This is a genomic window from Pseudomonas sp. Marseille-Q0931 (assembly GCF_940789645.1).
Lineage (GTDB): Bacteria > Pseudomonadota > Gammaproteobacteria > Pseudomonadales > Pseudomonadaceae > Aquipseudomonas.
The window spans coordinates 152,898-175,562 of the sequence record NZ_CALNWT010000001.1 but is presented as its reverse complement, the minus strand read 5'-3'; the positions used below and the strand labels follow the sequence as shown (position 1 = coordinate 175,562).

Sequence of the window (22,665 nt, the reverse complement as noted above, 5' to 3'; positions counted from 1 at the left end):
CTGATGAAAGTCTTGTTCATGTGCACGGCCAACAGCTGCCGCAGCATTCTCTCCGAGGCGCTGTTCAACCATATTGCCCCGCCCGGCTATCAGGCCGTCAGCTCCGGCAGTTTCCCCCGCGGCCAGGTACTGCCGCGCAGCCTGAGCACCCTGGAGGCGGCCGGCATCTCCACCGCCGGCCTGTCGAGCAAGGGCAACGAGGCCTTCGAAGATAGCCCGCCGGACATTGTCATCACCGTCTGCGACAAGGCCGCCGGCGAGGCCTGCCCGGTGTATTTCGGCCCGGCGCTGAAGGCGCACTGGGGCCTGGAAGATCCTTCCCACGTGGAAGGCGATGAGACCACCATCGACGCAGCCTTCCACGCCACCCTGGCGCATATCGAGCGGCGCTGCCGCGCCTTCCTCGCCCTGCCGTTGCGCAACCTGAGCCGCGCCGAGCTGCAGCAGGCACTGAACCAGATCGGCGAATTGTAAGGAGAATCGCATGAGCGATCTGCCCAACCTCGACAGCGACCTGCTGCCAGCGGCCGCCCCCAGCGACGCCCCGGCGCCGCGCATCCTGCTGCTGTACGGCTCCAACCGCGAGCGCTCGTTCAGCCGCCTGCTGATCGAAGAAGCCGCGCTCCTGCTCCAGCACCTGGGCGCCGAGACACGCATCTTCGACCCGTCCGGCCTGCCCCTGCCGGACGATGCCCCGGTGGAGCACCCCAAGGTGCATGAACTGCGCGAGCTGATGCAGTGGTCGGAAGGCCAGGTGTGGTGCTCACCGGAACGCCACGGCGCCATGTCGGCGGTGTTCAAGGCGCAGATCGACTGGGTGCCGCTGGCCATGGGCGCGGTGCGTCCGACCCAGGGCAAGACCCTCGCCGTGCTGCAGGTGTGCGGCGGCTCGCAGTCGTTCAACGTGGTCAACCAGCTGCGCGTGCTCGGCCGCTGGATGCGCATGTTCACCATCCCCAACCAGTCCTCGGTACCGAAGGCCTTCCTCGAATTCGGCGACGACAACCGCATGAAACCCTCGCCCTACTACGACCGCCTGGTGGATGTGATGGAAGAGCTGATGCGCTTCACCTGGCTGCTGCGCGACCACCCGGAACTGGTGGATCGCTACTCAGAACGCAAGGAGTCGGCCGAGGAGCTGATGCAGCGGGTCAATCAGAACAGTATCTGAGACGGTAGGAGGCGCTTTAGCGGCGACAATCGCGGCTAAAGCCGCTCCTACGGAATCGAGTGCAGGCTGATCAGGCGGCCGCGACGTAGAGTGGCGAGGCGGCCAAATACAGCACGACCAGCAGCACGCTCAGGATCAGCGCATTGAGTTGAATTCGCCGGACCTTGCTCAGGCCGGCAAACTCCTTGGCGACGCTCAACACGAAGATGGCGCCTACCACGAGCATGGCCGGCATGGAGACCAGCGTGTCGGCCAGCCAGCTGTTCATCAGTCGCTCGCTGCTCGGGTAGAGCTCCTGACTGATCGCCATGTAGCTGGGCCTGGCGCTGGCCATGCCCCAGTAGGCTGCCAAGGTGATCAACTGCAGCAGGAGCAATGCCAGATTGCACAGCGTCTTCAAGCGCGGAAAACGGCCGAGATCACGGTTAGCCACAGAGCATGCTCCCATTCTGGGTCTGCCACACCGTTTCGCGCCGATACTGATGGCCACGATCGTCCATTACATGTTCCCTATGCTGGCGAGGATCAACCGCAAAGCTTGAACCAATGCACCCCGATTTACCATGAAGAGGCATACAAACAGCCTCGTGCCTGGATGCCCAAAAGCATCAACCTAGCTGCCGCACAATCCTCCATCAGAGAACGGACAGATGACCATGTAGGAAATAAGAAATACAGGAATGGCTACAACTGCAACCACCACAGAGACAGCGCCAAGAGCAAGTTGCTCGCCCACACCGGGCTCTGACTTTGGCGTGTCTTGCTGGCAGCTCTCTACCTCATGGCATGTCTGCACAGCTTCCGGCTTTTGCTCGTTCTGTCGCTGAGCACAGCCCATCAGGCTGACTATCAACAACGCAACCAACAATGAACGCAACAACGCCATGGAACCTCCCTGTCAATCTACTGAGCACCTTCCGCTACGCATGGTTTTTCCATGCTTGCAGATAGCACGCCTCTGTCCCTACGAGGAGCGAGCACCGTAGTTCAGATGCAATCTGCCAGCAAGACCATCTCTGGCGAACTAACTCACAGAGTCGCCACAACAAATGCAAATGCTGCCGGTTTGGGGAAGGGAAAAGAAAGGGAGATACATGGACAGCCCGAAGGCCATCCACGCTTACGCTCAACCACAGGGTGGATCACGCTTCATCGATCCACCTGTGGTGAATGTAAAGAGCGGTATTACAGTCCCCGTGGGAGGCGATTCAGCGGCGACAGTCGCGGCTGAAGCCCCTCCCACAGGGCCGAGGTCAGATACCGGCGACCACCGCGCAGATGCCCTGCGCGCTGCCGGCGAACTGGCTGCACAGGTGATTGATGGAGGTCACCAATACCTGTTCGGGCGAGGAGATGAAATCCACCGACATCATCACGCTGAGCATGGTGATGCTGATGATGGAGAAGGTGAACAGCTTGCGCGCCCACACTCGATCATCGACAGCCTTGTAGCCCGATACGCCCATCCACAGCCAGTAGGCACCGCTCAGCGCGGCGACCACGAAGTAGCTGTAGCCGGCGTAGCCGCTGAGCGTCAGCATCAGGGTCGCGACCACGAAGGCGGCGATGTACAGCACGATCTGCCGCTTGGCCGCCGAAATCCCCTTGATGACGGGCAGCACCGGGATGTTCGCGGCCTGGTAGTCATTGAAACGGAAGATGGCGATGGCATAGGAATGCGGCATCTGCCACAGGCTGAAGATCAACAACAGGATGGCGGCGCCAGCGTCGAACTCGTTGCTCACCGCGCAGTAGCCGACCACGGGCGGTGCCGCCCCCGACAGGCTACCGACCAGGGTGCCATACACCGAGCCACGCTTGAGCCACAGGCTGTAGAGGCCGACGTAGACCACGAAGCCCATCAGCACCAGCATCACCGCCAGGGTGTTGGTGGCGGCGTAGAGCAACGCCACCCCCGCCACCCCGAGCATGCAGGCATAGACGATGGCGTGCACAGGGGACACCAGCCCCTGCGCCAGCACCCGGTTACGGGTGCGCTCCATCTTCTGGTCGATGTCCCTATCGATGTAGTTGTTGAACACGCAGCCTGAGGCGATCACCAGCGAAACCCCCAGCGCTGTCGCGAAGTACAGCGCCAGGTTCGCATCGCCGCGCGAAGCCAGGAAGAAACCGCCCGTCACGGAAATCAGATTGCCGAAAACGATGCCCGGCTTGGCGAGGTTGAGGTACTGCTTCAGGAGCGCCAGCATCAGTTGATCATCATGTGATAGTGCATGCTCCACATGATCCAGACCGACAGGCCGACCACGAACGCGATGATCAGCACGGTGAAGATCATCGAAACGACGTTCCAGCGGCCTTCCGCGTCGGTCTTCATGTGCAGGAAGTACACGAGGTGGACGAGCACCTGCACCAGGCCGAACAGCACCACGGTGATCAGCGTCGCGCCACGGCTCAGGCCCAGCACTTCAGGGTGCATGACCAGCAGGAAAGGGATCACGGTGAGGATCACCGACAGGATGAAACCGGTCAGGTAGTCCTTGAAGCCCACGGCGTGGGCGGCGTGATTGTCTTGGTGAGCCATTTACAGCACCCCCATCAGGTAGACGACGGTAAACACGCAGATCCACACCACGTCGAGGAAGTGCCAGAACAGGCTGAGCAGCCCCACACGGGTCTTGTTGGTGTCGGTCAGGCCACGGCTGCCAACCTGGAACATCAGCACCAGCATCCACAGCAAGCCGGCACTGACGTGCAGGCCGTGGGTGCCGACCAGGGTGAAGAACGCCGACCAGTAGGCACTGACCTGCGGCCCAGCACCTTCATGGATCAGGTGGCGGAACTCGTACAGCTCGATGCTGATGAAGGCCGCACCGAACAGGAAGGTGATGCCCAGCCAGCGCAGCACCGCGCCCTTGTCACCACGGTAGGTGGCGAGCATGGCCATGCCGTAGGTGATACTGGAAAACAGCAGCGCGAAGGTTTCCACCAGCACCAGGTGCAGGCCCGGGCTGAGCATTTCCTTGGCGGTGGGGCCACCGGCGAAGGAGTTGCTGAGTACCGCGAAGGTGGCGAACACCGTGGCGAAGATCAGCAGGTCGGTCATCAGGTAGACCCAGAAGCCGAACAGCTTGATACCACTGGTGTCGTGGTGGTGCTCATGGCCGTGACCATGAGCGTCGTGAGGATAGTGAGGTTCGTAAGCGGTCATGATCAGGCCTGTACGACTGCGTTGGCTTTGGTTTGGTGATGCGCCTGCTCGATGCGTGCGATCTCTTCGGGCTGCACGTAGTAGTCGATGTCATCGTCGTAGGAACGCACGATGAAGCTGGCTACCGCACCGACCAGACCAACGATGGCCAGCCACCAGATGTGCCAGATCATGGCGAAGCCAAAGGCAAAGATGAGAATCGACACGATCAGGCCATTGCCGGTGTTCTTCGGCATGTGGATCGGCTCGTAGTGCTCGGGCGCAGGCATCAGCTCGACACCGTTCTTCTTCGCCTCGTAGAAGGCGTCGATCTTGTCCGCAGTCGGAATGACGGCGAAGTTGTAGAACGGCGGCGGCGAGGAAGTGGCCCACTCCAGGGTACGGCCATCCCACGGGTCGCCAGTGACGTCGACGTTTTCCTTGCGCTTGATGTAGCTGGTAACGAACTGCACGACGGTGAAGACGATGCCGATACCGATCAGCACGGCACCGACCACAGCAACCTGAACCCAAGGTACCCAGGCCGGGTTGTCGAAGTGGTTCAGACGACGGGTCATGCCCATGAAGCCCAGCACGTACAGCGGCATGAAGGCGAAGTAGAAGCCGATCAGCCAGCACCAGAAGGAGTAACGGCCGAAGCGATCGAGCAACTTGAAGCCGAAGGCTTTCGGGAACCAGTAGATGATGCCGGCCAGGTAGCCGAACACCGCACCGCCGATGATCACGTTGTGGAAGTGGGCGATCAAAAACAGGCTGTTGTGCAGCACGAAGTCCGCCGCTGGCACCGCCATCAGCACGCCGGTCATGCCGCCGATGGAGAAGGTCACGAGGAAGCCCAGGGTCATCCAGGTCATGGCGTTGAGCTGCAGACGGCCACGGAAGATGGTGAACAGCCAGGTGAAGATCTTCACCCCGGTGGGGATGGCGATGATCGAGGTCATGATGCCGAAGAAGGCGTTGACGCTGGCCCCCGAGCCCATGGTGAAGAAGTGGTGCAGCCACACCACGAACGACAGCACACCGATGGCCGCGGTCGCCCAGACCATCGAGGCATAACCGAACAGGGTCTTGCGCGAGAAGGTCGCCACCACTTCGGAGAACACGCCGAACGCCGGCAGGATGAGGATGTACACCTCCGGGTGACCCCAGATCCAGAACAGGTTGGCGTACATCATCGGGTTGCCGCCCAGTTCATTGGTGAAGAAGTGGAAATCCAGGTAGCGGTCCAGCGACAGCATCGCCAGGGTCGCGGTCAGCGGAGGGAAGGCGCCGCAGATCAGCACGCAGGTAACGAGGATGGTCCAGGTGAAGATCGGCATCTTCATCAGGCTCATGCCCGGTGCACGCATCTTGAGGATGGTGGCGATGAAGTTGACCCCCGTCAGCGTCGTGCCCAAGCCCGATAGCTGCATGCTCCAGATGTAGTAATCCATCCCCACGCCGGGACTGTACTGAATCCCCGATAACGGCGGATAAGCCACCCAGCCGGTCTTGGCGAACTCGCCCAGGCCCAGCGACAGGTTGATCAGCAGCGCGCCGCCGACGAACAGCCAGAAGCTCAGCGAGTTCAGGTAGGGGAAGGCCACGTCACGCGCGCCAATCTGCAGCGGCACGACGATGTTCATCAGGCCGGTGACCAGTGGCATGGCCACGAAGATCAGCATGATGATGCCGTGCGCGGTGAAGATCTGGTCGTAGTGCTCGGGCGGCAGGTAGCCCTGCCCGTCACCGTGGGCCATCGCCAGGTGGGTACGCATCATGATGGCGTCGGCGAAGCCACGCACCAGCATGACCAGCGCGACGAGGATGTACATCACGCCGATTTTCTTGTGGTCCACCGAGGTGAGCCACTCGCTCCACAGGTAGCCCCACTTCTTGAAGTAGGTCACCGCCGCGAACAGCCCCAGACCGCCCAGCGCCACAATGGCCAGGGTGATCATGATGATTGGCTCGTGGTACGGAATCGCGTCCAGAGTCAGTTTTCCAAACATATTCACTCCTGCACCTCCGCTGCTTCGTGCATGGCCGTGCTGTGGGAATCTTTCAGGGTCACGTACTGCCCGATCACCTTGTTGAACAGGTTCGGTTCGACCTGGCCGAAGTAACGGATCGGGTAGATCGGATAGCGGTGGTTGACCATCTCGCCGGGCTCGCCCACCTGCTTGAAGGTGGCGAAGTCCATGACCTCGGGCGACTGCTTGACCTTGTCGACCCACTGCGCGAAGGCATCGTCGCTGACCGAGTGGGTGGTGAAGCGCATGGCCGAAAAGCCTTCGCCGCTGAAGTTGCCGGACTGGCCGAAGAACTCACCCTGTTCGTTGGCGATCAGGTTGAGCTGGGTATGCTGGCCGCCCATGGCGTAGATCATCCCACCGAGCTGCGGGATCGACAGCGCGTTCATCACCGTGTCGGAGGTGATGTGGAAGGTCACCGGGGTCTTCTCCGGAATCACCAGCTCGTTGACCACGGCCACGCCCTGATCCGGGTAGATGAACAGCCATTTCCAGTCGAGCGAGACGACTTCGATGTTCAGCGCCGGCTTGTCCGATTCGATCGGGCGATAGGGGTCGAGCGAGTGCGAGGTTTGCCAGATGATGACTGCCAGAACGGCGACGATGATCAGGGGAACGCCCCAGACGACCAGCTCGATCTTGTGCGAATGTGCCCAGTCGGGCATGTAGGTGGCCTTCTCGTTCGACTCGCGATAACGCCAGCCAAACAGGAAGGTCATGATGATCACGGGTACCACCACGATCAGCATGAGTCCGATGGAGATCAGGATGAGGTTGCCCTGCTCGACACCGATCTGCCCTTTCGAGTTGAACAGTGCCCAGTCACATCCACCGAGCGCCGAGAAGGCAATCGCCATCACCAGCCAGCGCACACAACGATGGTATTTCTCTTCTTTCATGTCACGACCTTCAACTGAGTGAGCCCCACAATCGGCTTCAGTTGCCGTGCGGCCCATCGAGTAAAAGGCCAGCAGCGAGAACTCAGAGCTTGAGCATCCGTGCAAGCGAAGCGGTAAACCGTGGGAAGCGCGGATGTTGCAGGCTATGACCGCCTCGCACAATTAGTTAGCAGCCTACTTAAGGGGCGTTTTTCCGCACTCGCTCGACATATTTCGCAACATATACGCAAAGATTTGAAACACTTTGCCGGGAGAAGCCGGCAAAGAAACGAACGGGTGCGACAAAAGACCACAGCCCCGGTTTAGCGCTTTTTGTCAGCTAATTGACAGGAATCAATGACACGGAAGATGCGGCCAACCGGCGCAAGGTTTCCCTTGACACTGAAATAGAGTCGAGAATTCGCGATTCTCTAGCGAGACGGCGTCAGCCCGAATACGAGCGCGCCTCGTTAAGCGGATGAGCCGACCCCAAGGCCGATCATGTAGGAGCGGATTTATCCGAGATAGAGTTCGGCTCCTGACCATGATCGCGAATAAATTCGCTCCTACAGTGTTGTAGCCCGGATGCAATCCGGGGCAATTGGAGCGCGGCTAAAAGCATCGCGGCTGAAGCCGCTCCCACAGAAGCACAGCGCTCGCAGCGTTGACATAGTTGTTCTTGTGGGAGCGGACTTGTCCGCGAAGCCTTGCGTCCTGCAAGGCGCAATGGCGGCCGGCATTAGTTTCTGTAAGAGCGGCTTCAGCCGCGATTGCTTTGGCTTCACCGCAATCCGCCCCGGATTGCATCCGGGCTACGCGATTGCGCCCGCAGACACCTCTCGATCCAAAGCGTTATCGCGGACAAGTCCGCTCCCACAGAAGCACAGCGCTCGCTGCGCTGACATAGTTATTCTTGTGGGAGCGGACTCGTCCGCGAAGCCTTGCGTCCTGCAAGGCGCAATGGCAGCCGGCAACAGTGTCTGCAGGAGCGGCTGGGCGGCATTCCGCTTCAGCCGCGATTGCTTTGGCTTCACCGCAGTCCGCCCCGGATTGCATCCGGGCTACGCGATTGCGCCCGCAAATACCTCTCGATCCAAAGCGTTATCGCGGACAAGTCCGCTCCACAGAAGCACAGCGCTCGCAGCGCTGACACAGTTGTACTTGTGGGAGCGGACTCGTCCGCGAAGCCTTGCGTCCTGCAGGACGCAATGACGGCCGGCAAACATTTCTGTAGGAGCGAATTTATTCGCGATAGGGTTCGCCCCTCGGCCATGATCGCGAATAAATTCGCTCCTACAGATTCAGAGCCGTGCACCCGTTCTACAGCCGCGCCATAACCCCGTGGGAGCGGATTTATCCACGATAGGGTTCGGCTCCTTACCAGGATCAAGAATAAATTCGCTCCCACAGCTTCCGTAGCCGCCTGCTATCCAAGGCGCCTCCGCATGCGCTAAGCAATTGCCGCCGGCAACGCCTTCTGTGGGGAGTTTTAGCCGCGAAAAGCATCGCGGATAAATCCGTTCTTACGCTGTAAAAGACGCCCTATTTTCACGCGGCAATGCCTTTTCCCAGCTCGCCCGCAACCAGCCTACGCCACTACTTCCAGGTGCAATAACACCCCACCGCCAGGCCGCTGGCCAGGGAGACATGACGCCCCTGAGTCAGTGCCTCGAGCACCGGCTCGACGAAGCTGTTGCTTGAGTTGCATACCAGCCCTTCGCTGTAAGGGCCGGCATAGGCCAGATTGCCGTCGCGATCCCAGATCGCCAGCGCCGGGCTGGCCGGCAACGACTCCATGCCCTCGATACCCGGCAAGGGCTGCATCCGCCCACGCAGGAACGGCGCGATCTCACCTGTGCTGCCCGGCTTCTGCACGCTGTAGAACACCACATCGGCATTGCGATGAAGACCGATCAGGTAGCGCAGGTGCGCGTCGGTCTCCGCGTTGCAGGGGCAATCCGGGTCCCAGAAGTGCACCACGCGAATCGGCCCGGGGCCAGCCAGTTCAGGCGGCAGCTTCAACTCGCCCTGACCGAAGATCACCGTCTGCTCGGCATAGGCCCGCAGGTAGGCCGCGCCGCTGAGCCACCAGATCAACACGATGGCCGCCAACACCACGGCAAAGAAGCCCAGCACATAGTGTTTGAGCGTCAGGCGGCTGAACACACTCATGGTTTTTCGCCGAACTTACGCAGGAACTGCTTTTCCATTTCCTGACAACTTTCCACGGTGAAGGCACGCTCACTGTCGGCGCCCTTGGTGCGTTCCCAGCAGGCGGCGATGGCCGCGCGCTCACCCGCTTCAATCTCGCCACCCTGCGGGCGGGTGACGAAGTAGATAAAACCGGCAACCAACGAAATTACAAACAGCAGCCCCACCACAAACAGCCCCAGGCAGCCACTGCGGCTCAGCCCAGCGCTTTCATCTTTTGCGCTCATGTCTCACTTCAACCTTCACAGTGGAACCCACTTCGAATCGGACGCCAGGCGCCCTACCTTGCCGCGTCGGCCCGGGCAATGAAAACCAGGCCACGCCGATCACGCTTCAACCAGCGTCCACTGCTTGCTCAGGCGCTTGTCCGATACCGCCATCTTGGTGCCCAGTTGCTGGGCGAACAGCGACACGCGGTATTCCTCCAGCATCCAGCGATACAGGGTCAGCTGCGGGTCGCGCTTGCCTTCCTGGGCATGTTTGGCAGCACGCGCCTGGTACTGTTCCCAGTAGCCGGTGAGCTCGCCCGCCCATACTCGGTCGCGCTGTACCTGCGCGCCGACCTTGTCCAGGCGCTGTTCGATGGCCTTGAGATAGCGCGGAATCTCCTTCAGCCACTCGCCCGGAGTCTCGCGCACGAAGCCGGCATAGACCAGATTGGCCAACTGCTGCTTGATGTCGTTGAGCGCCATGGCCTGGGCCAGATCGATCTTGCCCTTGAAGCGCTTCTGCAAGCCGTGGTTGAGCTTGAGAATCTCCAGCACCAGGCGGGCGATGCGCTCAGCATGCGCCGTCCAGTCGCCACGCTTGCGCCCGGCCAGTTGCGCCAAGGCCGCACCGTCGCGCGGCAGCGTGGCCTCACCTTCGAGGATGCAGGCATCCAGGCTGGCCAGCAGAATGTCCTCGACCAACGCCTCGACACGGCCGATGTCGCGATACAGCAGGCCCAACTCGGTCAGCCCCGGCAGCTTGCCGCGCAGGAACTTGGCCTGCTCGGCCAGTTGCTGCAGCAGCAGGCGTTGCAACGCTCGGCGGTGCTGGAAGTCGGCCTCGGCCTGGGTCGGGAAGCGCCCTTCCTTGACCACGCCCGCTTCCTCCACCAAGGCCGGGTAGACCGTCATGGAAAGCCCGGCAATCTTCTGCTGGGCCTTCTCGGCCACCTCGGCGAAGGCCTTGGCCTCCACCGCTTTCGGCTTGTCGCTCTGCTGCGGGATGGCCAACGCAGCCTGGCTGGCCTCGGCGAAACGTGCGGTCAGCTCGGCCAGGTCGCGGCCTTCACCAAGGAACTTGCCGCGCGCATCCACCACCTCGATATTCATCTTCAGGTGGTTTTCGATGCTTTCAGCCGCTTCCGCCCAGGCATCGTCGGATACCCGCGCGCCGGTCATGCGCAGCAGTTCCTGGCCCAGTGCCTGCGGCAGCGAACCCTGGCCGAACACCAGCTTGCCCAGCGCCGCGCCGACGAAGTCCGGCACTGGCACGAAGTTCTTGCGCAGCGCCTTGGGCAGGCCGCGCACCAGGGCGATGCACTTGGCTTCCAGCAGCCCCGGCACCAGCCATTCGAGGCGCTCGGGCTGCAGTTGCGGCAACAGCGGCGCCGGCACGCGCAGGGTCACGCCATCACGCGGGTGGTTGGGCTCGAAGTGGTAGGACAGCGGCAGTTGCAACTCGCCGATACGCAAGGTGTCCGGGTACTGCGCGGCGGTGACTTCCTTGGCATCGCGGGCCAGGGCGTCCTCCTCGCGCATGATCAGCAGCTGCGGGTCGGCGGCGCTGCCCTTCTTGTACCAGCTCTCGAAACTGGCGGCCTGGTAGATGTCCTGCGGAATGCGCGCCTCGTAGTAGCCGAACAGGGTTTCCTCGTCGGCGAGAATGTCGCGGCGGCGCGACTTGGCCTCCAGCTCGTCGAGGCGTTCCAATAACTGGCGGTTGGCGCTCAGGCAGCGTGCGCGGCTGTTGATCTCGCCACGCACCAGCCCCTCGCGAATGAACATCTCGCGCGCCACGGGCGGATCGATGGGGCCGTAATGCACCGGGCGGCGGCCGACGATGATCATGCCGTACAGGGTGACCTGCTCGTACGCCACAACCTGGCCGCGCTTCTTCTCCCAATGCGGTTCCAGATGGTTCTTCTTCACCAGATGCGCCGCCAGCGGTTCAATCCAGTCCGGCTCGATCTTCGCCACCATACGGGCGAACAGCTTGGTGGTTTCCACCAGCTCGGCGGCCATCACCCAGTTGGGCTTCTTGCGCCCGATCACGCTGGAGGGGTGAATCCAGAAACGCCGCTGGCGCGCGCCGAGGTAGTCGCCGTCTTCGGTCTTCTGGCCGATCTGGCTGAGCAGGCCGGCAAGAATCGCCTTGTGCACGGCGGCGTAGTTCTTCGCCCGCACCGCCGCCTCGCTGGCCTCGGCCTGCTCGCGCAGGATCACGTTGACCTTGGTATCGGTGGTGGGGGCAATCTTGTGGGAGCGGTCTTGACCGCGATTGCTCGCCGCAGCGGCAGCTTCGCGACCACGCCCACTCTGCAACTGCAGCTCACGGGCAATCAGCACCAATTGTCGGTGCGCATCGCGCCACTCGCGCAGGCGCATGTAGTTGAGGAAGTTCTTCTTGCACCAAGTACGCAGCGGGTTGCTGCCCAGCTCCTGGCGTTTCTCCTCGAAGCCGCGCCACAGGTTGATCAGCGCGGCGAAGTCCGAGTCCACATCCTTCCACTGCGCGTGTGCCTGGTCGGCGGCCTGCTGGCGATCCATCGGTCGCTCACGCGGGTCTTGCACCGACAGCGCGGCGGCGACGATAAGGATTTCCTCCAGGCTGCCCTGCTTGGCACCTTCCAGCACCATGCGCCCCAGGCGCGGGTCGATGGGCAGGCGTGCCAGTTGCCGGCCGATGGGCGTGAGCTGGCTTTCGCGGTTGACCGCCGACAGCTCCTGCAACAGGTTGAAGCCGTCGCTGATGGCCTTGCCGTCTGGCGGCTCGATAAAGGGGAAGTCCTCGATGCTGCCCAGGCGCAGGTGCAGCATCTGCAGGATCACCGCCGCCAGGTTGGTGCGCAGAATCTCCGGGTCGGTAAATTCCGGGCGACCGAGAAAATCCTCCTCGCTGTACAAACGAATGCAGATACCCGGCTCGACCCGGCCGCAACGTCCCTTGCGCTGGTTGGCGCTGGCCTGCGACACCGGCTCGATGGGCAGGCGCTGCACCTTGGCGCGGTAGCTGTAGCGGCTGATGCGCGCGGTGCCGCTGTCGATCACGTAGCGGATGCCCGGCACGGTCAGCGAGGTTTCGGCGACGTTGGTGGCCAGCACGATCTTGCGCCCGGCCATGGGCGCGAAAATCTTCTGCTGCTCGGCGGGCGTCAGCCGCGCATACAGCGGCAGCACTTCGGTCAGGCGCAGGTTGGCCTTGCGCAGCACCTCGGCGGCCTCACGAATCTCGCGCTCGCCAGGCAGGAACACCAGCACATCGCCAGGGCGCTTGCCCACGCTGCGCTCGTGCTCGGTGATCTCGTCCAGCGCGGCGAGAATGCCCTGGTCGATGGACAGGTCATCGAGCAGACGCTCGCCCTCCTCGTCCACCTCCGCTGCCAGCGGGCGATACCAGGTTTCCACCGGGTAGGTACGCCCGGAGACCTCGATGATCGGTGCGTCGTTGAAATGCTTGCTGAACCGCTCCAGATCGATGGTCGCCGACGTGATGATCAGCTTCAGATCCGGGCGACGCGGCAGCAGGGTCTTCAGGTAGCCGAGCAGGAAGTCGATATTGAGGCTGCGCTCGTGCGCCTCGTCGACGATGATGGTGTCGTACTTTTCCAGAAAGCGGTCGTGCTGGGTCTCGGCGAGCAGGATGCCGTCGGTCATCAGCTTGATCAGCGTGCCGTCCTTGCTCTGATCCTCGAAGCGCACCTGATAGCCGACCAGCTCGCCCAGCGGCGTGCCGATCTCTTCCGCTACCCGAGTCGCAACACTGCGCGCTGCCAGCCGGCGCGGCTGGGTATGGCCGATCAGCCCATGCACGCCCCGACCGATCTCCAGGCAGATCTTCGGCAACTGCGTGGTCTTGCCCGAACCGGTCTCACCGGCGATCACCACCACCTGGCTCTTCTCCAGCGCGGCCTTGATCTCGTCGCGCTTGGCGGCAATCGGCAGCGCATCGTCATAGCGCATCACCGGGATGCTGCTGCGCCGCGCCGCGACCTTGTCGCTGGACGCTTGAAAACGCTCCAGCCACTGCGCCAGCTTGGCCTCGTCGGGATGCTTCTGCAGCTCATGCAACTGCCTGCGCAAGCGATGGCGCTCGGCGATCATGACGTGGTCGAGGTTCTTCTGCAGCGTGGCGAGGTCAGTCATCTGGATCGGGGCAATCAGGGCAAAGGCGGGATTGTCGCAGATTACGGCTTATGGCGGGCAGGCTATGGCGCAGCGGAAGAGCGCAAGATTAAGGCGTAAGGGAGCAGCGGGTTTCGGCCGATTCTGTTGAAAAAGTCCCGTCGCGATTTTTGCCCATGAAAGAACGTGAGCGATGATGAAATCTGGTTCGTTCAGAAGGCGGGAGATGCCTTGGTTTTCAAGTAGCAACGCCGAAATCGAGCGTTTCCTGAGCTGCTGACAGGCAGCTTTCGCAGAAACCGACTTTTCAACAGAATCGGCCAGAAGCGGTCAGTCACTACGTGAAAGGTCAGCTATAAACGACTGCCTAGGGGAGAGAAAGCAATCCTTCTGGTCGTCGTCGAAGAAAAACAGCCAAGAGTAAATGGTAAGAAAAAACAGAGCACCACAAGCCGGCAGCTAATTTAAATAATCTACCGACTTTCGTCAGCACCATTGAGATGCGACGAGTATATATCTTCCCAGCCTTGGAGGATGCGTGAGGAAACTGCTTAGCGTGACGTGATTGTCCCCTTGGAATATAGTGATACAGAAATGACCAGCACGCCACCAAAGCAGATAGAGGAAAATCACTTCAGTCAAATGAATTTTAAAAATAAAAACCCGAGCAAATTACGAACTCGGGCACATGGTCAACCTTGCTTTATAAAATCTCTAAATCTTTTTTATTTCCTATATTCGCCAGCGTGAGTCCATCACCACCAACCCAATACATGAACCTTAACGCAGGATTACCTGTTGTCACATGAGTGCGCCAAGCAAGTTTGCCATCTCTAGTTTTTTGGATTTTCTTGTCTAGATCTGAATAAAATGGTTTGTGTGGATACTTCTCAACCCCTGCAATCACATGACAGATCACATCAAATGCCGTGTTTGAAAATCGCTGTGTTGGAGCACACTGATGCAAACTAAGACTCTCGATAAATTTATTGCTAAACTCAAAGTTTTCGATGCCAGCTTTGCCGCAACCTCGAGCTAAAGCTACAGCGCCCAAGATCAAGGCATCCTTGATTTCTTCAGAATTTTTGGCAGCATTGTAAGCAGCAGCGGCGTCAAACTGCGACAAGAACTCCGAGTAGTCAGAGAATAAAGAAATATTATCTTCAAGTGTAACCGGTAATGGTGGCGGGGTCTCTGGGATACTATTAGTCAACTCACCAGTAAATGTCACAGATTTATGCCCTAATTCTAGGGGATGATGCAGAATTGATAGCGACTTCCCATGAAAATGGTTCGCCAAAAATATGCTTTCCACCAAATCAATTATAGCCTCACCCCGCTCGTGACTACAGCCTTTTATATCAGGAGCTATTTCTTTTCTATTCCAGTAAGCAACACACTCTGGGAAAAAATTGTCATCATCCAAAGTCATCGAAGCGAGGTGATAAACGACCTTAGTGACATCCTTAATTGAGAATAGCTCTGCAAAACTAGCCGATATATTTCTTTTGAACAATGCACTACATGGATAATATCCAATCTCCGAAAGCTTGAGCAAAGCATTACTTTCAATAGTCGCCCGAACACCCCCTCCGTCAATTTCTCTTTTTATATTAACCAAATCACTCACTTTGTCTACTATATGGGAAGGCTCGCAAAACGCCGGCGCAACAAGGTAGTCGCAACTTACTACGATTTGCATTCGTCTCGCCCCACTTCTTTTATAGCTGCACCTTCTCTCTTTTTGTTAACTGCTTCCAGAAGAATATTTTCGACCTCTGTATCTGTTTGGTCGAAAAATTCGCTCGGCCAGTTTACGATCGACCCAAACGGAGTAATATCGACCTTTTGGAATTGCGACCCCTCTTTGCCTTTGTTGACAAACAAAATTGTAGATGCGTCTTTAATTCCGTCATTCCGACTCTGAACGATTCGAAGCCGCAACCTGTTGATCAAATACTCACTGTGAGTTTCAATGATTAATTGCCTATCATTCGATAGCGCTAGAAAAAAATCTGTAAGTCGGGATTGAACTTTTGGGTGCAAATGAAGCTCCGGCTGCTCGAAAATAAGTATATCATCAGCCTCAGACAAAAGAGCCATCACAACAATCGGCAATATTTGACTCACCCCGACACCAACATGAGTAAGATCTTGCATCTTATCACTTTCATTGGTTTTGACTTGTAGTTCGTAACCAAGCTTACCTTTGTCAAATGTTTGAAAGTCCGTAATCACCCCCATATAAGATAGCCACTCAGTACAAGCTGCGCTTAACGTACCTTCTCTAGTGCCAAACTCTAAACCACCGTTTTCCTTCTCCATTACGAACGGATAGGACAATTTAAGAGAACTATTTAGATGGAGTACTGCCGCGGTATTTTCGCCCTTGAGCCCAACTGTCTTTGGCTCCGATAGATCGAAGGCTTGGTACATAGCCTGAGGCTCATATCGCAATGGCCCCAAGTACTTCAGGTTTCTCGGGAAAAAATATGACAAAAATATTTCCAACTGACCTAGAGCACTTAAATCATAGATGGCCTTAGCACGAACCCTCTTCATGTTGATGTACCATGTCCCTTGGATTTCTTCACGATTCCGAATTAGTACATCAGACAAAGCTTTCTTTTCTTTATCATTGAGCTCCGCAATAGTCCTTCTCCAGTCTACAACCGCAATAGCTTCAGGCTCGAATAATTTATCAAACCTATCGTGACTAAGTGCAATCGACTGACGAGCCAAAATATTACGAACATGATTAGCATCTAGCCGTTCTTTATCGCTTTTTAGAATTTCAAGGATTTCGTCAGGCAGAACAAAGTTACGGACAAGCTCTTCATTTTCAGCTTCAATCAGGGAACGAAGCTTGTAAAGAATAGGCTTAGGTATTTCAAGACCGCTGAGTTTTTCAATGATATCATCATCAACCGTCTTTAAATAGTTTGGCGTACCAATCAGAAAGGGCACTACACTTTGACTTAATTTTTTTGTAAGATCGTATACGAGATGCAAGTTATGCGGAACCAAGTCATACTTAGACACACCCTCAATTTTGTAGTCTGGATACTCTTTGGAGATCAAATGCTTGCTTACAGACTCTAGGGAACTCACATAAAACAGATCACTGTTCGACTTCCCGGATTCAAATGAGGAAAACTCTATTTGCTCGACTATGGATTCGGTATCGATTCGCTCAACTTTTATTTTCCCACTTATGATCTCGGGATGAAACTCACTATCAAATTTTCGGTTGCTTTCGTGCTGAGCACTGAACGTTAAGGCGATGCTCAGTTTTTTTATTCCAGCAAATGTGATCTCAGGCTGCATTTCCATGCTTATTTTAATGTCTATGCTGCGGTCTTTATTTTTTTCGTCATCAGCTGACACATGATTGAATATATCGTGAAAAGATCCAAGCCGCACTAAACGTCCATTAAGAGATACAGAGCGCCGCAAATATCGCGAAGCGAATGTTTGGCTCAGCATTAGAAGCGCTTGGATAATGGAGCTTTTCCCGGAGCTATTTGATCCGCAAATTAATGAAAGGTTTTGAAATTGAAGAGCAGTTTCTTTTTGAATTGATTTGAAATTTCTTAAGGAGAGTGAACTTATCATTGGACGTCCCTGAAATTACAACTGAAGCCAGACTGGGGTGTCCGAGTATGGCATAGTGCCGCCCCTAATCAACCTCGCCGAATACCAATCGGGGACAGACCACGCTATTGATGTTGCTGAACGACCGCTGTTAGCCGAGAGCGACCAATCCCCAACCTTGCCCTCTCCCCCCACCCGCGCTACAGTCCGCCCCGTCACGGTCAATCCCGTGACCGGGTGTAGGAACCCGTTTTGTCCGGGCGCGGTAGCGCCATAGTCGAGAGCAGGCGCTTTTTTTGTGCCTGCTGTTTTCTCGTGCATTTATGGCGGGCCGTGTGAGGCAGGCTTCGGCCTGGCCGGTTCCCTCGGACGCCGGTTTCCTACCCTTGCACGGTCCGCCACCCACGCCCGTAGGAAGGCTGGATGGCGGCTCCTTAAATCGTCCGAGGAGCATAAGGAAAATGCACTATCCCCCTTTTACCCAAGGGCTCCGCCCTGGGCTGCTGGCTGTTGTGTCGACTTCCGTTTTGGAGGTGCTGCATGACCAAGCCTGAATCCGTCGTTATCCCCTTCCCTACACCACGTAATCCCTTGCACAGCCATGTGGCCGACGAGTGCCCGTTGCAGGCAGCGGCCGAATATCGCGCGGCATTACTGACCAAACTGCTGCGGCGCATGCCCGAGCCGGAGTTGGCAAGCACCACCCATGCGCTGCTCAGCGAGTTGATCGTGCTCTACCGCCGGGCCATCGCCCAGGCAGCCGGGAGGGCCGAGCATGATTGAGCTGCAACGCTATCTCACCCACCTGCCCAGCCATGATGGGCAACCGTCTGCTGAATTTGGCTGGAATGCAGATTGCCAGGCAAGCTTCGGCCACGGTGTGCAGACCGCGCAGGCCTGGCTGGACGACGCCAACAGCGGCTGGCTTTGGGCCAACCTGTTACTGGAGCGGCAGTTGTACCCGCCGGGCGCACAGCGCCATGCCTTCGAGCTGGGTTTTCTCAGCCGCATCCACCAACGCTTGTGTTCGCCGCTAGGCGGTGGGCATCAGGCATTGCGCACGGAATTGCGGCTGTAACTACTCAGCACGCAAGGTGGACCGGGACGCCGGCCGCTCGTAGCGCCGGCGAACGGTCCACCTGCCAGAACAAAAGGCGTACTGCTTCGCGAGTACGCCCTACAACGCTGCGTCTGAGTGGCCGACGCCCTGGTGAGCTTTACGTTCGTTTCTAACGCAACGGCACATAGATATCCGTTTGCCATTGATCCTTGGGCGTCTCGGGGTAAACGCTCAGGTATTCAAAGAACAACGGCTGGTCGCGTAGCTCCTCGCCGCTGCTCGGCAGCCAATCGCGATAGATTGGATAAATCGTTTCGCCGATATGATCCGTGGAGCCCGTATGCCGAACCACGGCATAACGCCCGCCCGGTATGGTCAGTTCGCGAATGTTGAATTCGTTTGCCGCCACGGCCTCTCGAATCTCGCCACAAATGGCGAAGCGAAACTCCTCGGCTGGCGTGGTATCGGGGTTGCCGTATGGAATGCCGAAGGAGCGGCTCGATGCTACCGGCGATTGCCCGCTTTGCTTGCGCCATTGGATGAAGGTGTTGACGCTTTCAACGACCCGCTCAGGTGGGCCGCAGTGCTCCAATGCGGCGACGCGAACGGGTGAGAAGTCGACGATTTGTACGTGCATGGCGACAGTCCTTGAAAAGTGAGGGATGGCGAATACCGTATTCCACACCTGCCAATTGGGGGCCTTTCTGAATTCGCTGGGCGGCATGCCAAACGCTCGCCTGAATGCCCGGCTGAACGCCTCAGGGCTTTCAAACCCAGCATGGAATGCAGCATCCAATACCGAGACTTCCGCTCGGGCCACCAACCCATGGGCAGCGCGCCGCAGTCGCATCAGTTGCACATAGCGTGAAACCGGTACGCCAACGAACGCGCCGAATTGCCGATGGAAGTGAAATGGCGAAAAGCTCGCCACCTGACTCAACGCCTTGACCGACAGATCACCATCGAGGTTGGCATCGATATAAGCGAGCACAGCATCGAAACGCTGGGTGTAAGCAGAGGACGGTGATCGAACAGACACGATGCAGAAATTCCAGGAATACGGTAAGCGCTAGCCTAGGCAATGGCGCCATGCCTGCGCCTAGCCGTACTTGCTCAGTTGGGCCTGTTGATCGCTCCTAAGCGCGATACAGGAGCACGTTAGCATCTGCTAACCCGGCGACTTCTCTTTTGATCATTCCCACGCTCCGCGTGGGCATGCAGCCCTCGACGCTCCAGCGTCTACCACGGCAGTTGCGTGCTGCGCTGTGACGCAGAGCGTCACGGGCTTACTCCCACGCCGGAGCGTGGGAGCCATCGTATTCCGTTCACAGAGCTGAGCAGCCATGAGCCAAGGGCATCAAAAGCCACAACGGCCACGCCGCAAAGTGGACCACTCATTAAGCCTTTAATTGGATCAATACCTTGATCCTCTTAATTGTCTTAATTGGGCAGACCTTACTGATCCCCCATCCACAAAGGGTACTGCTCTATGACTCGTCTTGATTGGTTTGAGGCTTCACCCGGTGCAGCAAAAGCGCTGGGCGGGCTGCACCATTACGTCACCACCGGAACGAATCTGCCGCCTCAGCTCATACATCTCGTGTTCTTGCGGGCATCGCAAATCAATGGATGCGCGCACTGCATCGATATCCATTCGCGAGATCTGATCAAGGGAGGTATGTCGGTAGAAAAGCTCGTTCTGGTGCCGGTCTGGCATGAGGCCGCGCATCTGTTTTCCGAGCAGGAACGTTCCGCCTTGGCCTGGACGGAAGAAGTGACTCTGGTTGGTGAAACGCATGTTTCCGACGAGGCTTATGCCGCGGCATCGTCAGCATTCACCCCGAAAGACCTGGTCGACCTTACGGCAGCTATCGCAGCCATGAACGCGTTCAACCGCATGGGTGTCAGCTTTCGCTTGAGCCCTGCTGCGAAGGCGTAAACCGGAAGGGGGTGGAGCCGTTCAGTCCACCCCTTCCCAGTTGTTCCCTCTCAGGCCACCGCAGCCGTCACAGCCCTGGAACGCCAGGCAAAACCCAGCACCATCAGCAGCCCCAGCCCGGCCATCGCTGCGCCGGCCAGGGAAATCGCCGGGTAGCCCAGCCCCGCCTTGATCACCGCTCCGCCCAGTGCCGCGCCAATGGCGTTACCGAGGTTGAAGGCGCCGATATTCACCGCCGAGGCCAGGTTGGGCGCGGCCTTGGCCGCTTCCATCACGCGCATCTGCAGCGGCGGCACGATGGCGAAGCTAGCGATGCCCCAGATCAGGATGGCCACGGCCGCCGGCAGTGGCCAGCGCATCAGCACGGTGAAGGCCAGCAATACCAGGATCAGCGCACTGAGCGAAACGATCAGAGTGCGGTCGACGGAACGATCCGCTGCCTTGCCACCCCACACATTGCCCAACGTCAGGCCGATGCCGTACAGCACCAGCATGGCGGTGATGAAGGCGGTGGAGGCCTGGGTCTCGCTGCTGAGGATCGGCGCGATATAGGTGAACACGGTAAACATCGCGCTGGAACCGATCACGGTCAGGGCCAGTGCCGCCAGCACCGGGCCACGGCCCAGCACGCGGATTTCCGCCAGCACGCCGTCGCTCTTCGGCAGCGGCACGTTGGGCAGCGCAAACCACAGCGCGAGCATGGCCAGCACACCGAGGCCGGTGATGCCCCAGAACGCCGTGCGCCAGCCAAACACTTCACCGAACCAGGCCGCCAGCGGTACGCCGCCGATGGTCGCCAGGGTCAGGCCCATGAACATCGCCGCCACCGCCCCTGCACGTTTGTCTGGCGCGACCACGCTGGCGGCGACAATGGAGCCGACGCCGAAGAAGGCGCCGTGGTTGAGCGAGGTCACTACCCGGGCGATCAGCAGGCTGTAGTAGTCAGTCGCCAGGGCCGACATCAGGTTACCCAGGGTGAAGATTGCCATCAGCCCGATCAGCAGGTAGCGCCGGGGAATCTTGCCGGTGGTCAGGGTCATCAATGGCGCGCCGAGCAGCACGCCGAGAGCGTAGGCGCTGACCAACAGGCCGGCAGCGGGAATGGAAACGCCGAGATCGCTGGCGATGCCCGGCAACATGCCCATGGGGGCGAACTCGGTGACACCGATGCCAAAGGCACCGATGGCGAGTGCAACGAGTGGTGGATTGATACGCATGGGAAGTCTCCTCATCTATGCCGCGAATGCTAGGATCCAAACCTTGGCGGCGGTAGATGGCATTTCTGGCAAACACCTTTGCTTACGGAGCACAAATGGACATAGGCGGCCGATCAGGTGACATGGTGGTGTTCGCCACTGTGGCGGAGCAAGGCAGCCTGTCGGCCGCCGCACGTGCACTGGGGCTGACGCCCTCGGCGGTCAGCCGGATCATCGCGCGTACCGAGCAGCGCCTTGGCACGCGCCTGCTGCTGCGCACCACCCGCGCGATCACCTTCACCGCCGAGGGCGAGGCGTACCTGCGTGGTGCACGGCGCATCCTTGCCGATATGGCGGAGGTCGAAGAAGCCATTGCCGATCAGGGCGTGCCACGGGGGCGCTTGCGCGTCAGCGCTGCGCTCGGCCATGGCCGGATGACCATCGTGCCGCTGGTGGCGGCGTTCAGCGCGCGTTACCCCAACATCACCGTTGACCTCAGCCTGGGCGACGAAGTGGTCGACATTCTCGGCGGCCAGGCGGACGTGGCCGTGCGCTTCGGCCATCTGCCGGACAGCCCGTTGACCGCACGCAAGGTGGGCGATACCGGCCAGGTGGTGGTGGCCTCCCCCGATTACCTGCAACGCCATGGCACGCCGCAGCAGCCGGAAGACCTGCTGCAGCACAACTGCCTGCGCTTCAACTTCCGCCGTGCCGAACCCAACTGGCCCTTTGTCCGCGATGGCCAGGCGTTCTCGCTCAAGGTCTGCGGCAATATCGAATGCAGCAGTGGCGAGGCGCTGGCGCAGTTCGCCCGTGTTGGCGCCGGCATCGCGCGCATCGGCGAGTTCACCGTAGCCGAGGACATCCAGCGCGGCGATCTGGTGCCGCTGCTGCAAGCCTTCAACCCCGGTGACCGGGAACCGATTCATGCGGTATTCGTCGGCGGCTCGGCCATGCCGGCGCGGGTGCGGGTGTTTGTGGATTTCCTGATTGAGCATCACAGGATGTAGAGCTGCCTCAGGCCTGCCAGACGGCAACGGTGAAGCCGGTGGCAGGCCGGGCTTGGCCAGGCGATCAAACTGGTATGATCGCCCGGTCAGT

20 protein-coding genes are annotated in these 22,665 nt (G+C 58.9%); 6 read left to right on the top strand and 14 right to left on the bottom strand.

Going from position 1 to position 22,665, the window contains the following annotated elements; genetic code table 11:
* Positions 1–3 precede the first annotated feature (3 nt).
* Together P3C50_RS00875 and arsH are read left to right on the top strand one after the other, a co-directional pair.
* On the top strand, positions 4–474 hold the full coding sequence (locus P3C50_RS00875) for an arsenate reductase ArsC (RefSeq protein WP_275544534.1): 471 nt from the start codon (positions 4–6) through the stop codon (positions 472–474).
* 10 nt (positions 475–484) lie between these two features.
* On the top strand, positions 485–1,171 hold the full coding sequence (arsH, locus tag P3C50_RS00870; RefSeq protein WP_275544533.1) for an arsenical resistance protein ArsH: 687 nt from the start codon (positions 485–487) through the stop codon (positions 1,169–1,171).
* A 70-nt stretch (positions 1,172–1,241) separates the two neighbouring features.
* Here the strand turns inward: arsH and P3C50_RS00865 are convergent, their stop codons facing one another.
* From P3C50_RS00865 to P3C50_RS00810, 12 genes are all read right to left on the bottom strand, one after another.
* Positions 1,242–1,604 (bottom strand): hypothetical protein, encoded by a 363-nt coding sequence (locus P3C50_RS00865; protein WP_275544532.1) that lies wholly within the window; start codon positions 1,602–1,604, stop codon positions 1,242–1,244.
* A 180-nt stretch (positions 1,605–1,784) separates the two neighbouring features.
* Positions 1,785–2,057: a hypothetical protein gene (locus P3C50_RS00860; RefSeq protein WP_275544531.1), complete on the bottom strand. Its 273-nt coding sequence runs from the start codon at positions 2,055–2,057 to the stop codon at positions 1,785–1,787.
* A gap of 367 nt (positions 2,058–2,424) precedes the next feature.
* On the bottom strand, positions 2,425–3,381 hold the full coding sequence (cyoE, locus tag P3C50_RS00855) for a heme o synthase (protein ID WP_275544530.1): 957 nt from the start codon (positions 3,379–3,381) through the stop codon (positions 2,425–2,427).
* On the bottom strand, positions 3,381–3,716 hold the full coding sequence (cyoD, locus tag P3C50_RS00850; RefSeq protein ID WP_275544529.1) for a cytochrome o ubiquinol oxidase subunit IV: 336 nt from the start codon (positions 3,714–3,716) through the stop codon (positions 3,381–3,383). The genes cyoE and cyoD overlap by 1 nt, the downstream gene beginning before the upstream one ends.
* Positions 3,717–4,343, bottom strand: coding sequence for a cytochrome o ubiquinol oxidase subunit III (cyoC, locus tag P3C50_RS00845; protein ID WP_017361578.1), 627 nt, complete (start codon positions 4,341–4,343; stop codon positions 3,717–3,719).
* 2 nt (positions 4,344–4,345) lie between these two features.
* Positions 4,346–6,334, bottom strand: a complete 1,989-nt coding sequence (gene cyoB, locus P3C50_RS00840) for a cytochrome o ubiquinol oxidase subunit I (protein WP_275544528.1) — start codon at positions 6,332–6,334, stop codon at positions 4,346–4,348.
* 2 nt (positions 6,335–6,336) lie between these two features.
* Entirely contained in the window at positions 6,337–7,254 is a 918-nt protein-coding gene (gene cyoA / locus P3C50_RS00835) for a ubiquinol oxidase subunit II (RefSeq protein ID WP_013714710.1), read from the bottom strand.
* A gap of 1,575 nt (positions 7,255–8,829) precedes the next feature.
* Entirely contained in the window at positions 8,830–9,405 is a 576-nt protein-coding gene (locus P3C50_RS00830) for a DUF6436 domain-containing protein (RefSeq protein WP_275544527.1), read from the bottom strand.
* Complete coding sequence (locus tag P3C50_RS00825) at positions 9,402–9,671, bottom strand: hypothetical protein (RefSeq protein ID WP_275544526.1); 270 nt, start codon at positions 9,669–9,671, stop codon at positions 9,402–9,404. The genes P3C50_RS00830 and P3C50_RS00825 overlap by 4 nt, the downstream gene beginning before the upstream one ends.
* A 99-nt stretch (positions 9,672–9,770) precedes the next feature.
* A complete protein-coding gene (gene hrpA, locus P3C50_RS00820) occupies positions 9,771–13,796 on the bottom strand; it encodes an ATP-dependent RNA helicase HrpA (RefSeq protein WP_275544525.1) in 4,026 nt (1,341 codons plus the stop codon).
* Between the two features lie 682 nt (positions 13,797–14,478).
* Positions 14,479–15,477 (bottom strand): hypothetical protein, encoded by a 999-nt coding sequence (locus tag P3C50_RS00815; RefSeq protein ID WP_275544524.1) that lies wholly within the window; start codon positions 15,475–15,477, stop codon positions 14,479–14,481.
* The gene (locus tag P3C50_RS00810) at positions 15,465–17,390 is read right to left on the bottom strand and encodes a DUF3696 domain-containing protein (protein WP_275544523.1); all 1,926 of its coding nucleotides are present in this window, start codon (positions 17,388–17,390) and stop codon (positions 15,465–15,467) included. The genes P3C50_RS00815 and P3C50_RS00810 overlap by 13 nt, the downstream gene beginning before the upstream one ends.
* Before the next feature lie 519 nt (positions 17,391–17,909).
* Between P3C50_RS00810 and P3C50_RS00805 the strand changes: the two genes are divergently transcribed.
* Both P3C50_RS00805 and P3C50_RS00800 read left to right on the top strand, forming a co-directional pair.
* The gene (locus P3C50_RS00805; RefSeq protein WP_275544522.1) at positions 17,910–18,152 is read left to right on the top strand and encodes a hypothetical protein; all 243 of its coding nucleotides are present in this window, start codon (positions 17,910–17,912) and stop codon (positions 18,150–18,152) included.
* Positions 18,145–18,447 (top strand): LasR-specific antiactivator QslA, encoded by a 303-nt coding sequence (locus P3C50_RS00800; RefSeq protein ID WP_143498117.1) that lies wholly within the window; start codon positions 18,145–18,147, stop codon positions 18,445–18,447. Before P3C50_RS00805 ends, P3C50_RS00800 begins: the two co-directional genes overlap by 8 nt.
* Before the next feature lie 151 nt (positions 18,448–18,598).
* On the opposite strand, the gene P3C50_RS00795 is transcribed toward P3C50_RS00800, so the two are convergent.
* Positions 18,599–19,468 (bottom strand): AraC family transcriptional regulator, encoded by an 870-nt coding sequence (locus tag P3C50_RS00795; RefSeq protein WP_183895804.1) that lies wholly within the window; start codon positions 19,466–19,468, stop codon positions 18,599–18,601.
* A 450-nt stretch (positions 19,469–19,918) separates the two neighbouring features.
* Between P3C50_RS00795 and P3C50_RS00790 the strand changes: the two genes are divergently transcribed.
* Positions 19,919–20,368, top strand: a complete 450-nt coding sequence (locus tag P3C50_RS00790) for a carboxymuconolactone decarboxylase family protein (protein WP_115291992.1) — start codon at positions 19,919–19,921, stop codon at positions 20,366–20,368.
* A gap of 50 nt (positions 20,369–20,418) precedes the next feature.
* On the opposite strand, the gene P3C50_RS00785 is transcribed toward P3C50_RS00790, so the two are convergent.
* Entirely contained in the window at positions 20,419–21,585 is a 1,167-nt protein-coding gene (locus P3C50_RS00785) for an MFS transporter (protein WP_275544521.1), read from the bottom strand.
* A gap of 95 nt (positions 21,586–21,680) precedes the next feature.
* Here P3C50_RS00785 and P3C50_RS00780 point away from each other — a divergent pair, with 95 nt between their 5' ends.
* Positions 21,681–22,574, top strand: a complete 894-nt coding sequence (locus P3C50_RS00780; protein WP_275544520.1) for a LysR family transcriptional regulator — start codon at positions 21,681–21,683, stop codon at positions 22,572–22,574.
* Positions 22,575–22,665 lie beyond the last annotated feature (91 nt).